Annotated in this window: 8 protein-coding genes; 1 reads left to right on the top strand and 7 read right to left on the bottom strand. The window is 72.2% G+C overall.

Features of this window, described 5'->3' with window-relative positions; genetic code table 11:
* The first annotated feature begins 296 nt into the window (after positions 1–296).
* Entirely contained in the window at positions 297–938 is a 642-nt protein-coding gene (locus HCC61_RS01290) for a GNAT family N-acetyltransferase (protein ID WP_206321924.1), read from the top strand.
* A gap of 89 nt (positions 939–1,027) precedes the next feature.
* Here the strand turns inward: HCC61_RS01290 and HCC61_RS01295 are convergent, their stop codons facing one another.
* From HCC61_RS01295 to efeB, 7 genes are all read right to left on the bottom strand, one after another.
* Positions 1,028–1,864: a snapalysin family zinc-dependent metalloprotease gene (locus tag HCC61_RS01295; RefSeq protein WP_169133335.1), complete on the bottom strand. Its 837-nt coding sequence runs from the start codon at positions 1,862–1,864 to the stop codon at positions 1,028–1,030.
* A gap of 435 nt (positions 1,865–2,299) precedes the next feature.
* Positions 2,300–4,645, bottom strand: coding sequence for a glycoside hydrolase family 65 protein (locus HCC61_RS01300; protein ID WP_169133336.1), 2,346 nt, complete (start codon positions 4,643–4,645; stop codon positions 2,300–2,302).
* Complete coding sequence (locus tag HCC61_RS01305) at positions 4,642–5,403, bottom strand: beta-phosphoglucomutase family hydrolase (protein ID WP_346776963.1); 762 nt, start codon at positions 5,401–5,403, stop codon at positions 4,642–4,644. The genes HCC61_RS01300 and HCC61_RS01305 overlap by 4 nt, the downstream gene beginning before the upstream one ends.
* A gap of 44 nt (positions 5,404–5,447) precedes the next feature.
* Positions 5,448–8,870 (bottom strand): GH92 family glycosyl hydrolase, encoded by a 3,423-nt coding sequence (locus HCC61_RS01310; protein WP_169133338.1) that lies wholly within the window; start codon positions 8,868–8,870, stop codon positions 5,448–5,450.
* Positions 8,871–9,038: 168 nt separating this feature from the next.
* The gene (locus HCC61_RS01315; RefSeq protein WP_346776964.1) at positions 9,039–9,743 is read right to left on the bottom strand and encodes a response regulator transcription factor; all 705 of its coding nucleotides are present in this window, start codon (positions 9,741–9,743) and stop codon (positions 9,039–9,041) included.
* 1,409 nt (positions 9,744–11,152) lie between these two features.
* Positions 11,153–12,028, bottom strand: a complete 876-nt coding sequence (gene efeU, locus HCC61_RS01320) for an iron uptake transporter permease EfeU (RefSeq protein WP_169133339.1) — start codon at positions 12,026–12,028, stop codon at positions 11,153–11,155.
* A gap of 60 nt (positions 12,029–12,088) precedes the next feature.
* Positions 12,089–13,666 (bottom strand): iron uptake transporter deferrochelatase/peroxidase subunit, encoded by a 1,578-nt coding sequence (gene efeB / locus HCC61_RS01325; protein WP_346776965.1) that lies wholly within the window; start codon positions 13,664–13,666, stop codon positions 12,089–12,091.
* Positions 13,667–13,668 lie beyond the last annotated feature (2 nt).

Below are 13,668 nucleotides of genomic sequence, written 5' to 3' on the forward strand. Positions count from 1 at the left end.
GGCTGCGCCGTCCTCCTGGGCCGGGCCCACGTCTGCCGCATGTACGACTCGGGCATCCGGCTGGGTCACTTTGGTCGCTTGGCTTGGGCGTCCGGCTTGGTCGAACGCCCAACTACGCTCAACGTACGCCCCCGCGGCGCTGCGCGCCAGCCCCGCCCGGGTGGGAAGCTGGACGGAGCCGGCCCCGGCGGCCGGTGGCACACCGGGGTGATCGGCACACCGGGTGCCCGGCGGACACCGGGGCAGGCGACGCCGGAACGCAGACGCACCAGAACGGAAGCGAGCGTGGGGCCGTCGTGACGGTGATCCGTACTTTCGCGGAGGGCGACCGCGCCGAGCTGCGCCGCCTGTTCCGCAAGGCGGGGGAGGGCGCCCCGACGGCCTCGATGTGGGGGCACGAGGAGTCGGAGGCGGCGATCTACCTCAAGGCGTACATGGACCTGGAACCGGAGTCGCTGTTCGTCGCCGAGGTCGACGGGGTCCTCGTCGGCTATCTCGCGGGATGCCTCGACCACTCGCGGTTTCCGCGCGAGAGCGAGCGGATCGCGCGGGCCATCAGGAGGTACCGGCTCATGCTGCGGCCACGTCCCGCGGCCTTCCTCGCGCGCAGCGTGCTCGACCTGACCCGTGCCGCGCTCCGGGGCGAGCCGACGGCGTCGGACTTCACCGACGACCGCTGGCCCGCGCACCTGCACATCAACGTGCTGCCGGAGGCGCGGGGGACCGGGGCGTCCGACGAGCTGATGGGCGCGTGGTTCCGCCGCCTCCGGGAGAACGGCTCACCGGGTTGTCATCTGCTGACCCTGGCGGAGAACACCAGGGCCGTGCGGTTCTTCGAACGCGTGGGCTTCGCCAAGTACGGGTCCAATCCGCTGGTCCCCGGGATCCGCCACGACGGCAGGCGGGTACACCAGCAGACGATGATCTGGAACCCCTGACCCGGCCCCGTTCCGGCGCGGTCCCGCCCCGGCCCGGTCCCGCCCCGGCCCGGTCCCGTTCCGGCCCCGGCCCGGCCGGGAACGGCTCCTCAGCGGACGGAACCCCCTGTCTCCGCCCCGAACTTGCGCCGCACCTCACGGACTTCGGCTGCGTCCGGGTCCGCGTCGGTGCAGCGCGGCCCCGGCGACTTGCCCGACATCAGGCTGGAGCAGGGCCCAGGCTGGTCGTCCTCCAGGCCGAGCAGGTGGCCGAACTCGTGGGCCACGATGCGTATTCCGTCGTACCCCTGGGCGAGCGCCCTGCCGCCGATGAAGACGGTGCCCTTGCCGAGGACGGGCCCCTGGGGAGCGGCGCCGGGCCAGCCCTTGGTGACGACGATGCGGATGTCGGCCTCGGTCCCGTCGCCCGCGGGGCGCAGCTCGATCTCGGGCACCCGGTCGTTCCAGGACTCGGCCGCGGCCCGTATCGCTCGCGTGTAGCCGCCCGCCGCGCGCGCGTCGTAGGTCAGCTGTACGGCGTCGCCGCGTCCGGAGCCGCCGAGGGAGCCGCCACGGGCCGACTCCGGTGGCGTGCGCGGGACGCTCCCGGTCACGTCGTCCTCGGGCCACTGTGCGGGGACGCGTCCGTCCTCGGGGCCCAGCTCGCCGCCCGGCCCGGCCGACTCCCCGACGACTCCCGATCTGCGCGAGTCGCCGTCCCTGGACGGGAGTTGGCCCGACTCCCGCACCGAACCCGGTCCCGAGCCGGGGCCGCCCGTGTCCCTGGAGGACTCGTCGACGGAGGAGATGCTCCGCTCGTCCGAGGGCGGCCCGGCGCCGGGGTCCTGGGGGCCGCCGCATGCCGTCACCGCGAACAGGGCCAGCGGCACGCCTGCCGCCGCCGCCCGTCTCCCGAGTCCGGCGAATCCGACGAGTCCGGTGCGCATCGTGCGTCTCCCTGCGTGGTCATGGGGCGATGTGGTGCTGCCGGGTCCTACGCGGACGCGACCCCGAGCCGGCGACGCCGCGGGGGCGGCGGAGCCACGAGGGGCGGTGCGTCACACGAAGGGCGGCGCGCCGGTGAGGACCGCGCGCCGCATGAAGGCCTGCCGCCACGGCGGCGTACGCATGGTGCCCCGAAGTCCGCCGATCGCGCAGGGGTTTTGACCACTTGCAGGAAACGGAGGTGCGATTGCAGGGAACGGGGGTCCGAAGTCGCGGTCCGCGGCGCCCGCCACCGGCCCCCGCCGCGCGGTGCCGCCCGCCACCGGCCCCGCCGCGCGGTGCCCGCGCCCGCCGACCCGAGCCGGCCCCGAGCCGGCCCCGAGCCGGTCCCCGGCGGCTCCTGCCGCCCCGGCCCCGCCGGTTTCTGCGGACTCGCCCTAGCCCCTGCTCGTGGGCCGCCGCCCCGGCGGCTGCTTCGGCTCGGGCCGGGGCGGCACCCGCCGCACCTTGCGCGTGCGGGGCTCCTTGCTGTGCACCGTGAAGCGTTCGCCGTAGTGGCAGATCTCCAGCGGCGAGCCTTCGATCAGCGTGTACGTGGCCGTCGAGTTGCGCATCTCGACCCGCAGCCGCCGCCCCAGCATCTGCACGGTGAACGCGAGCCGCGTCAGCCGTTCCGGCAGCTTGGGCGCGAACTCCAGGGTGCCCTCGGCGTGCCGCATCCCGCCGAAGCCCGCGACGAGCGCCGTCCAGATGCCCGCGAGGGAGGCGATGTGCAGTCCGTCCCGGGTGTTGTTCTCCAGATCGGCCAGGTCCATCAGCGCCGTCTCGCCCAAGTAGTCGTAGGCCAGGCGCAGATGACCGGTCTCGGCGGCCATCACGGCCTGCCAGCACGCCGAGAGGGAGGAGTCGCGCACCGTCAGCTGCTCGTAGTACTCGAAGTTGCGGGCCTTCTGCTCGTCGTCGAACTCCTCGCCGTGCCGGCACATCGCCAGCACCAGGTCGGCCTGCTTGACGACCTGCTTGCGGTAAAGCTCGAAGTACGGGAAGTGCAGCAGCAGCGGGTACTGGTCGGGCTCCGTGCCCGCGAAGTCCCAGATCTGGTGGCCGGTGAAGTCGGCGGACTGCTCGTGCACTTTGAGGTCCTCGTTGTACGGGAGGGCCACGGCGTCCGCGGCGTCCCGCCAGGCGGCAGTCTCCTCGTCGTCGACGCCGAAGGCCGCGGCCTGGGCGGGGTGGCGGTCCACGGCGTTGGCGGCCTCCCGCATGTTCGCGCGCGCCATCAGGTTCGTATAGATGTTGTCGTCCGCGACGGCGCTGTACTCGTCGGGGCCGGTCACCCCGTCGAAGTGGAAGGCGCCCTGGTGGTCGTGGTGGCCGAGGGAGTGCCACAGGCGCGCGGTCTCGATCAGGATCGGCACTCCGGTGTCCCGTTCGAACTCGTCGTCGCCCGTGGCCGTCACGTACCGCACGACGGCGTCGGCGATGTCGGCGTTGACGTGGAAGGCGGCCGTGCCCGCCGGCCAGTACGCGGAGCACTCCGAGCCGTCGATCGTGCGCCACGGGAACGCGGCCCCGCGCAGCCCGAGTTGCTTCGCCCGTTCCCGCGCCGCGGGCAGCGTGTCGTACCGCCAGCGCAGCGCCTCGGCCACCGAGTGCGGCGAGGTGTAGGTCAGCAGCGCCAGCACGAACGTCTCGGTGTCCCAGAACGAGTGGCCGTCGTAGCCGGAGCCGGTGAGGCCCTTCGCGGGGATGGCGCGCTGCTCGGCGCGCGCACCCGCCTGAAGGACGTGGAACAGCCCGAAGCGCACGGCCTGCTGGATCTCCGCGTCGCCGTCCACCTCCACGTCGGAACGCGCCCAGAAGTCGTCGAGATAGGCGCGCTGCTGTGCCACGAGCCCGTCCCAGCCGGTGCTGCACGCCCCGGCGAGCGCGGCGTCGACCTGGTCGCGCACGGCGGGCAGCGAGCGCACGCTCGACCAGCCGTAGGAGACCGTCTTCTCCACCCGCAGCGGTGCACCGGGCCGCAGCACCGAGGTGACCGTGAGGCGGCTGACGTCCTCGCCGCTCTCACTCGAAGTACGCGTGGACTCGGGCCCCTTGACCACGTGGTCCGCGGCGGCGGCTACCCGCAGCCCGCTGCGGCGCGTGCAGTGCACCAGGCGCAGCCGGTTGCCCGCGGCGAGGTTCTCCTCGGGGTCCAGGGGCGATTCGAGCGCGGCGGCGGCACGCGGGTCGCCCTTCAGATCGGGCAGCTGCTCGTTGGCGACGAGTTCCGACTGCACGACCACGCGCACCTCGTCGTCCAGCGGCTCCACCTCGAATGCGACGGCGGCGATGGCGCGTTGGGTGAAGGAGACCAGCCGCGTGGAGCGCACCCGCACCGTGCTGCCCGCGGGCGACGTCCACTCGCAGGTGCGGCGCAGCAGTCCGCTGCGCATGTCCAGTACGCGCTCGTGGGAGCGCAGCCGCCCGTAGCGCACGTCGAACGGCTCGTCGTCGACGAGGAGCCGCACGACCTTGCCGTTGGTGACGTTGATGACGGTCTGGCCCGACTCGGGGTAGCCGTAGCCCGCCTCGGCGTACGGCAGCGGGTGCAGCTCGTGCACGCCGTTGAGGTACGAGCCGGGCAGGCCGTGCGGCTCGCCCTCGTCGAGGTTGCCCCGCCAGCCGACGTGGCCGTTGGAGAGGGCGAAGACGGACTCGCTCTGGGGCAGCACGTCCAGGTTGAGCCCGGTCTCGCGCAGCGCCCAGGGCTCGCAGGCGTACGCACGGTGGGTGATCACGGGGGGCCCTCCAGGTCGGCGGCATCGGGCAGGAGCAGTTCCTCCAGGTCCGTCACGACGGTGTCCGCGCCGTGTTCGCGCAGTTCACGGGCCTGGCCGACGCGGTCGACGCCGACGACGTACCCGAAGTGGCCGGACCGTCCCGCGTCCATCCCGGCCAGGGCGTCCTCGAAGACCGCGGAGGCGGCGGCGTCCACGCCGAGGTCGCGGGCCGCGGCGAGGAACGTGTCGGGAGCCGGCTTGCCGGGCAGCGAGCGCTCGGCGGCCACGACGCCGTCGATCCGTACGTCGAAGAGCTCCTCGATGCCCACGGAGGCCAGCACGTCGCGGCAGTTGCGGCTGGAGGAGACGACGGCGGTGCGCAGTCCCGCGTCCCGCACGGCCCGCACATAGCGGACCGAAGCCGGGTACGCCTCCACGCCCTCCTTGCGGATCTTCTCCAGCAGCAGCTCGTTCTTGCGGTTGCCGAGGCCGTGCACGCTGAGGCGGTCCGGCGGGTCGTCCTCGCCGCCCTCCGGCAGCCGGATGCCGCGGGAGTCCAGGAAGGCCCGCACGCCGTCGGCGCGCGGGCGGCCGTCCACGTAGCGGTCGTAGTCGTCGTCGCCGAACGGGCGGAAGCCCTCGCCGTCACGGCCGCGCAGGAAGTCGTCGAAGGTCTCCTTCCAGGCGGCCTTGTGCACCACGGCCGTCTTCGTGATCACGCCGTCGAGGTCGAAGAGACAGGCACGTACGGACTCGGGCAGACCCAGGTACATCACCGCGCCCGGGTCCCCAGCTGCCGCCGGGGCATGCCTGCCCCCGCTCAGCCGAGGAGTTCGATCTCCGAGAGCACCGAGGAGGGCCCGGCGGGCACCAGCCGGTAGTGCCCGTACGTGCCGGGGCGGCCGACGGCGAAGACGCGGGTCTGCCTGTCCCAGCGGAAGCTCTCGCCCTCGCGGCGGTCGATCTTCTTCCACCGCTTGCCGTCGTCGGACGCCTCCAGGGTCCAGCCGTGCGGGGCGTCCTTCGCGTCGGCGGAGGTGAGCGTGTAGGAGGCGATCCGCTTGCCGCGTGCGCCGGGCTTCACCGGCAACTCCGTGCGGGAGAAGGCCGCACGGGTCCCGGAGGTGTCGTCCAGGAGCGGCTGGTCGTCCGACGGCACGGTCACGTCGCCGGGCGGCGAGGGCACCCTGGCGTCCTTGGTGATGGACGTCGGCGCGTTCTTCTCGCCCGTGCCCCACTTCGACGGCTTGGGGCCCATGTCGAATTCGAGGGTGCCGCCGTCGGCGAGCATCCGGTGCGGCAGCGCCGTGGAGTGCCAGGGCTTGCCGTCGACTTTCAGCCCCTGCACATAGACGTTCCGCTTGCTGTTGCGCGGCGCCTTCACCACGAGGTCGCGCCCGCCTTCGAGATGGACGGTCGCCTTGGTGAACTGCGGTGATCCGACGGCGTATTCGGGCGCTCCCATCACCAGCGGATAGAAGCCGAGGGCGCTGAAGACATACCACGCGGACATCTCGCCGTTGTCCTCGTCGCCGGGGTAGCCCTGGCCGATCTCACTGCCGAGGTAGAGGCGCGAGAGCACTTCGCGGACCTTCTGCTGGGTCTTCCACGGCTGCCCCGCCGCGTCGTAGGCGTAGGCGATGTGGTGCGAGGGCTGGTTGCTGTGCCCGTACATGCCCATCCGCACGTCGCGGGCCTCGGTCATCTCGTGGATTACGTCGCCGTAGGAGCCCGCGAACTCCTTCGACGCGGTCTCCGGCGTGGAGAAGTACTCGTCGAGCTTCTTCGCGAGCCCGGGACGGCCGCCGTAGAGATTCGCCAGTCCCCTGGTGTCCTGGGGCGCGGTGAAGGCGAAGCTCCACGCGTTGGTCTCGGTGTAGTCGTGGCCCCACACCCGCGGGTCGAACTCCCCCGGTGGCAGGCGCCAGTTGCCGTCCCCGTCCTTGCCCTGGAAGAAGCCGATCCGGTCGTCGAAGTGCTTCACGTAGTTGCGGGCGCGGCCGAGGAAGTAGGCCGACTCCGCCTTGTAGCGGGCCTTGTGGGTCTTGCGGTACAGCGCCTTGCCCATGCGGGCGATGCCGAAGTCGTTGAGATATCCCTCCAGCGCCCAGGACATGCCCTCGCCCGTGGCCGTGCTGGTGTAGCCGAGGAAGGGCGAGGTGGCCATGCCCTTGCGGCCCACCCCGGACTGCGGGGGCGCGACGGTGGCGTTCTTGACCGCCGCGTCGTAGGCCGCCTCGGCGTCGAACTTCACGCCCTTGCCGTAGGCGTCCGCGAAGGCCACGTCGGAGCTGGTGCCGGTCATCAGGTCCGCGTAGCCCGGCGAGGACCAGCGGGAGATCCAGCCGCCGTCCTTGTACTGCTGCACGAAGCCGTCGGCCATCGTCCCCGCGCGCTTCGGGGTGAGGAAGGAGTACGCGGGCCAGGTCGTCCGGTAGGTGTCCCAGAAGCCGTTGTTGACGTAGACGTCCCCGTCGACGATCTTCGAGCCGGTGTGCGTCGGGGTGTCCTCGCCGGTGGGCTTCGAGAAGGGGCTCGCGTAGCGCTTGCGCGAACCGACGGTCTCCGCACCGGAGTTGGGGTAGAGGTAGAGCCGGTAGAGGCTGGAGTAGAGGGTGGTGAGCTGGTCGCGGCTCGCCCCCTCCACCTCTATCCGCCCCAGCAGGTCGTCCCACTTGTCCTGCGCGCGGTCGCGCACCTGACCGAAGGTCCTTTGCTCGGGGATCTCGCGCTCGAGGTTGGCCTTCGCCTGGTCGACGCTGATCAGCGACGTGGCGATGCGCATCGTGACCGTACGGTCCGAGCCGGCCTTGAAGCGCAGGTACCCGGTGACGTCCTTGCCGCCGCCGCCCTCCAGCCGGCCCCCGCCGTCCACGGGCGAGTCGAAGCGGGCGTAGACGAACATCCGCGTGGCGCCCACCGACAGCCCGCTCTTGACGTCGGAGAAGCCGCTGACGGTGCCCTTGTCCTTGTCGAGCGTGAGGCCGCCGCGGTTGTCGACGTTGTCGAAGATGAGGTTGGCGTCGTCGCCGGGAAAGGTGAAGCGCATCATCGCCGCGTGGTCGGTCGGCGTGATCCGGGTCTTCAGGCCGCTGTCGGTGGTGACGCCGTAATAGTGCGGCCTGGCCGTCTCGTTGCTGTGGTGGAAGGGCAGCGCGCGCGCCTTGCGGGACGCGTCCGGCTTGCCCGCGGCGGCGGACGGCATCACCTGGAAGGTCTGCCGGTCGCCCATCCACGGACTGGGCTCGTGGCTGGCGCCGAAGGCCTGGAGGGTGGGGAGATTGTCGTCGTTGTTCTTACGGGCGTACTCGTAGAGCCAGTCCGTGGAACCGGCGTTGGTGACGGGCGTCCAGAAGTTGAAGCCGCCGGGCAGCGCCGTCGCCGGGAAGGTGTTGCCGCGGGAGAAGTCGCCGCTGGAGTTGGTGCCGCGGGTGGTCTCGGCGTAGTCGGAGAGATGGGCGCGGCGCTTCTCCGGCGCCTTCGGGCCGACCGACACGTCGTCGACCCAGCCGCGGAAGCTGCTGCCGCCCTTCGGGGAGTCGTACGCGACGAGGATCCGGTCGACGGTCTTGCCGGCCGCCACCGCGCCGATCCGCGAACGCCGGTCGTTCCACTGGTTCGCGTACATCGTCTTGGCGGCGGCCTGGCCGCGCGGCGTCAGCGCGTCGCCGTGCTGGTCCCTGGCGCCGAGGTCGCTGAGGTAAGTGCCGTCGGTGAAGGCGAGATCGACCGCAGCGTGGGTGGCCGGGTAGTCCAGATCGGTCTTCGGCAGCTCGGGGAAGATCTTGTACGAGAGCGAAGTACGGGCGCTCACACGGACGTTCACGTCGAAGACGCGGTTGTAGGAGTAGCCGCGGCCGCTCGCGGTGTGCTCGCCGGCGTAGCGCAGCGAGTGCGTGCCGCTGAACCCCGCCTTGTCCTTCGAGGCGGGGGTCTTGTCCGGGCCCGAGCCGGTGTGGCTGCTCATGCCGGGGGTGCCGGGCGCCGAGTCGCGGTGCACGCCGTGGGTCTTCTTCTCGCCGTCGGGCGCGGTCTCGACGCTGTCCTTCCAGTCGGGTGCGGGGTCGCCCTTCTCGAAGGAGGAGCTGAAGGAGGAACCGGACGCGGACGGACGGTCCGGGGAGGAGTGCGGCTGCCGTGGCCGCTGCGGCTGGGAGGCCGAGGCCGCGCCCTGCGCCGTCACCACCAGGAGTGCCGACAGGAGGAGCGCGGCCCATGATCTGCCTGGCTGACTGTGCCGCACGTGGCTTCTCCCCGGGTGTTGACATCGTTGTCCGTCTGGTGGCGCAGAGAACAAGTAATGTCCGTGCGCACTGTGGTGTCAAGGGTGCGCATGGTCACGACTGCCACAACCCGGGCTGGAATCCGGGCGGTCCGGCCGGACGACTGCACGGCCGGGCCGCCCGGAAGTTCAGAGCCAGCCCCGCTTGCTGGCTATGCAGGCGGCGTCGAAACGGTTGCGGCCGCCGAGTTTCTTGATCGCACTGGAGGTGACATTCCGTACGGTGCCGGGGGAGAGGAAGAGTTCCGCGGCGATTTCCCGTACGGGCGCCCCGCCGGCCGTGAGCCGCAGGACTTCCTTTTCCCGGGTGCTGAGAGATCTGCCGCCGCACGGGGGCTGCCGCAGGAGTGCGGCGGAGTGGATCGGGCCGGGCGCGGCGGCCTGAGCGGCGCCTTTGGCTGAATTGTGCGCGGCGCTCGGGGTGTTCGCGGTCCTGGCGGCGTGCGCGGTTTGCGCGGTGTTCGCCGTGGTGTTCGCCGTGGTGACGACGAGGCCGCGTATCGCATTCACCAGTTGCGGCAGTGCCGCATTGTCGGGCACCACCTTCAGCAATCCCGGAGCCGCCGCCTCCTGGCGTCTGGCCGGTGCGCCGGGGCTCGTGCCGATCACGGCGATTCGGCACCGGGGGACCGCGGACCGCAATTCGTCCGCCAGGCAGCGCCCGGCGCGGCCCTTCGTGTCGGTGCCCAGTACGGTTACTGCGGGAAGCGTCCGCAGAACGGTGGGAACTATTTCCCGGCTGTTGTTGACGGTCGCCACGACTTCGAAATCGTGGACAAGATTGAGCGTCGCCGCGATGGCTTCCGAGTAAAGACGTCTCTCGTCGCCGATCACAATACGAGTATTCATTTTGACAAAGCCCCCGCTTCGGCTTCACTGGTCATCGGCCAACGAACGTAGAGTTCCATGCCCCAACTGCCGGGTCAATGGCCGTCAACGCTCTCCGCTGCCCGAGTGGGGCGTGGTTCTGTGCGTATGACCGATTTGGAAAAGACATTTTGAGGCGGCCTTGAGGTTTCAGGGGTCAATACCACTGAAAGCGCGGAAAGTTTCCGGGCCGGAGTTTGTGAAGATCGGAGAGCGGGGGTGTAGGTCCGTCCGGACCGTGCCGCGGAAACGTCGGCTCCCTTGCGGTTCGCGGCGATCTCGGCACGGAGGTCGGCGATGTTTGCTGCATTCCCCGTGCGGCGGGGGGCAATCCTGATTGGGGGGCGGGGGCGGGGGTGCTGCGCGGTGCGGGCGCTGCGCGGTGCGGGTGCTGCGCGGTGCGGTGCGTGAGGGGTGGCGGCCGTCGGCCGCCCGGCCCGGCGCGCGGGGCGCGCCGAGGCCGCCCGGCCCGGCTGCCGGACCGGGCGCGGGTTCGGGGCTCATGTTGCGGCGTGCGGGGGTGAGTTGGGCGAGCCCGGGACGGACCCCGGGCTCATGTCGCCGGGTACTGGGGTGAGTTGGCCCCCCGGGGGCCCGGGACGCGGGCCGGGGGCCGTTCGCGCGCCTGCGCCGGGGCGCGGCCCGGTTCCGAATGGGCCGCCGGTCGCGGACCCGGACCGCCTGCGCGCCTGCGCGGCGGCGCGGCGGCACAGGGGTGCGGCGGGTCCGGGGTTCGGGTCCGGCGTCGGTGCGTCGGCTCGGCCCACGGGGCCCATCGACTGCCGTGTGCCCCGGCCCGGGGCTCATGTCGTGGCTTACCGGGGTGAGTTGGGCGAGCCCGGGGCGTCGCTGCGGGCGGCGGGCCGCCGGGCGGTCGCGGGCCGGGGCCACCCGCGAGGTGTCGAGGCCGCGGTCGGGAGCTGGTGTCCGCCGCCAGCGGGCCCGGCTTGGCGCGCCGGTGTCGGCCCGGCGTGCCTGGGTCGGCTCATATTGCCGTCCGCCGGGGCGAGTTGGCCCTGCCTCCGGGCGCAGTCCGAACGGGCTGCCCCATGCGACGGCCGGGCTCGGGAGCAGGTGTCGGTTGTCAGCGGCCCGGTTTGGCGGCGCCGTTGTCGTCTTCGCGTGACCCCGGGGGCGGGCTCATGTCGTCGCGTGCGGGGGCGAGTTGGGCGCTCGGCGCCGCCGGCGCGGCGCGGCGGCACAGGGGTGCGGCGGGTCCGGGGTTCGGGTTCGGTGTCGGTGCGTCGGCTGGGCCCGCCCGGTCCCATCGACCGCCGTGTGCCCCGGGCCGGGCTCATGTCGCCCCGTACCGGGGCGAGTTGGCCCCCGGTCTGGGACGCGGGCCCGCCCGCGCAGGGGCCGCGCGGAGCGAAGGGTCAGGGGACCGGGGTGTCGTGGTTCGGGGTGGGTGGGGGCTGTTCAGGGGTGGTCTGCGCGTTCGGGCGCTCGGACCGCCGCTCGGGCCCGCGCAGGAAGAGGAACAGCACCGGCACCGCGTACACCACCCACACGCACGCCTGCACGACGGTCGGGTCCGGCTGGAAGTTGATCGTGCCCTTGAGGAGGATCCCGTACCAACTGTCCACCGGGACCGCGGAACTGACGTCGAACGCCTTGTTCTCCAGGCCGCCGAGGAAGCGCGCCTCCTGGAGGTCGTGGACGCCGTAGGCGAGGACGCCCGCCGCGACGACGATCAGCACGCCTCCCGTCCACGTGAAGAACCTGGCGAGGTTGATCCGCAGCGCGCCCCTGTAGAAGAGCCAGCCCATGACGATCGCGGTCACGATGCCCAGCAGCGCGCCGATCAGCGGCCGTACGCCGTCGTCGGCGGCGTCCACCGACCGCCATACGAACAGGGACGTCTCGATTCCCTCGCGTCCCACCGCGAGGAGCGCCGTCGTCACCAGCGCACCCGAGCCCATCGCGAGCGCCGCGTCGAGCTTGCCCTCCAGCTCGGCCTTGAGATGGCGGGCGGTGCGCCGCATCCAGAAGACCATCCACGTCACGAGGCCGACGGCGGCGATCGACAGCGAGCCGCCGATGGCCTCCTGAGCGGTGAACGTCAGCTCCTGCGTGCCGAATTGGAGCCCCGCGCCGAACGCCAGGCTCACACCCACGGCGATGCCCACGCCCGTCCAGACCGGCGGCAGCTTCGCCCGGTTGTCCGTCTTGACGAGGTACGCGACGAGGATGCACACGACCAGGCTGGCCTCCAGCCCTTCGCGCAGACCGATCAAGTAGTTGCCGAACACGCCGGTTTCCTTCCGTGTGCAGTCGGGTTGCCTTCGAGGTGCCGTCGGGCGCGGGTCAGGTCAGGAGAAGAGCCGCCGTGCCCACCAGTCGCCGGAGTCGCGGACGCCCGGCGGCACCGCGAACACCGCCGAACCCACGTGCTGGATGTACTCGTTGAGCTCCGTGTCCTCCCTCGCCAGCCGCCGCTGGAGCGGGATGAAGCCCTCCCGCACGTCCCGCTGGTACGCGAGGAAGAACAGCCCGGCCTCCAGGCGGCCGAGACCGTCCGTACCGTCGGTGAAGTTGTAGCCGCGGCGCAGAATGCGGACGCCGCCGTTGGAGTCCGGATGCGCCAGCCGCACGTGCGAAGCGGGCGCCATGGCGGACAGCCGCGGCTCGTCGCGTTCGCGCCTGCGCCCCGCGGGGGCGCCCTCGCCCTTGCTGCGGCCGATGATCATCTCCTGTTCGGACAGCGGAGTGCGGTCCCAGATCTCGATGTTCATCCGGATACGCCGGGCCACGAGGTACGAGCCGCCCGCCATCCACTCCGGGCCGTCCTTCCCGCCCGCCCAGACGTGCCGCCGCAGCGCGGCGCCGTCGTCGCCGGAGATGTTGCGCGTGCCGTCCTTGAAGCCGAAGAGGTTGCGGGGCGTCAGCGCGTGCGGCGTCGTGGAGGAGGTCTTGCCGAAGCCCAGCTGCGACCAGCGGACGGACACCTTGCCGAAGCCGATCCGCGCCAGGTTGCGGATGGCGTGCACCGCGACCTGCGGGTCGTCCGCGCACGCCTGTACGCACAGGTCGCCGTCGCTGCGCTTCTCGTCGAGGTCGTCGCCGGGGAAGTGCGGAAGGTCGGGCAGGGCGCCGGGCCGGTGCTTCTTCAGCCCGAAGCGGTCCTTGCCCTTGTCGTCCTCGAAGAGGGACGGGCCGATGCCGAAGGTCAGGGTGAGCCGCGAGGGCGGCAGGCCCAGCGCCTCGCCCGTGTCGTCGGGCGGCGCCTCGCCCGGGCCGCCGACCGCTCCCGTGCCGACCGTGTCGCCCGCGGTCATGCGGGCGGCCGCGTGCGACCACCGCTGCAACAGGTCCGCCAGCGCCGCACGGTCGTCCGTGAGGACGTCGAACGCCGCGAAGTGCAGCCGGTCCTGTACGGCGGTGGCGATACCGGCCTGGTGCTCGCCGTGGAAGGGCACGGCCGAGGAGGAGTCGGCTGAGACCGGCTCGGCGTCGTTTCCGTACCCCAGTGCCGCCGCGGTGCCTCCCGCCGCGGCCGCGCCGAGCGCGAGGCCCGCGCCGCCCCAGCCGAGCAGGGCGCGGCGGCCGGGATGCGAAGGGGACGCCGGGTGCGAGGGGTGCGACGGGTTCCCGGAGTGCGCGGCGTTCCCCGAGTCGGGGTGCGCGGGGCAGCCGGAGCCGCCAGCGGTCTGCTGATCCGCCCGCTCCGGCTCTCGGGGCCGCTCCGGTTTCGCGCGCTCCTCCGGCTCCTCGCGTCGCTCCGGCTTCCCGTGCCGTTCCGGCTCCTCGCGCTGCTCCGGTTTCCCGTGCCGTTCCGGCTCCTCGCGCTGCTCCGGTTTCCCGTGCCGTTCCGGCTCCTCGCGCCCCTCCCGTTCTCCGGGCCGCGGCTTCTCCCGCCCGTTACCGGGGTGGCTGCCTTCCGCCGTCACCG

This window comes from Streptomyces sp. HNM0575 (genome assembly GCF_012726265.1).
In the GTDB taxonomy this organism is placed as follows: Bacteria; Actinomycetota; Actinomycetes; order Streptomycetales; family Streptomycetaceae; genus Streptomyces.

What these genes read in the sequence shown, in the direction of transcription:
- HCC61_RS01295 (WP_169133335.1), bottom strand. Translation starts at nt 1,864, where the DNA reads ATGCGCACCGGACTCGTCGGATTCGCCGGACTCGGGAGACGGGCGGCG.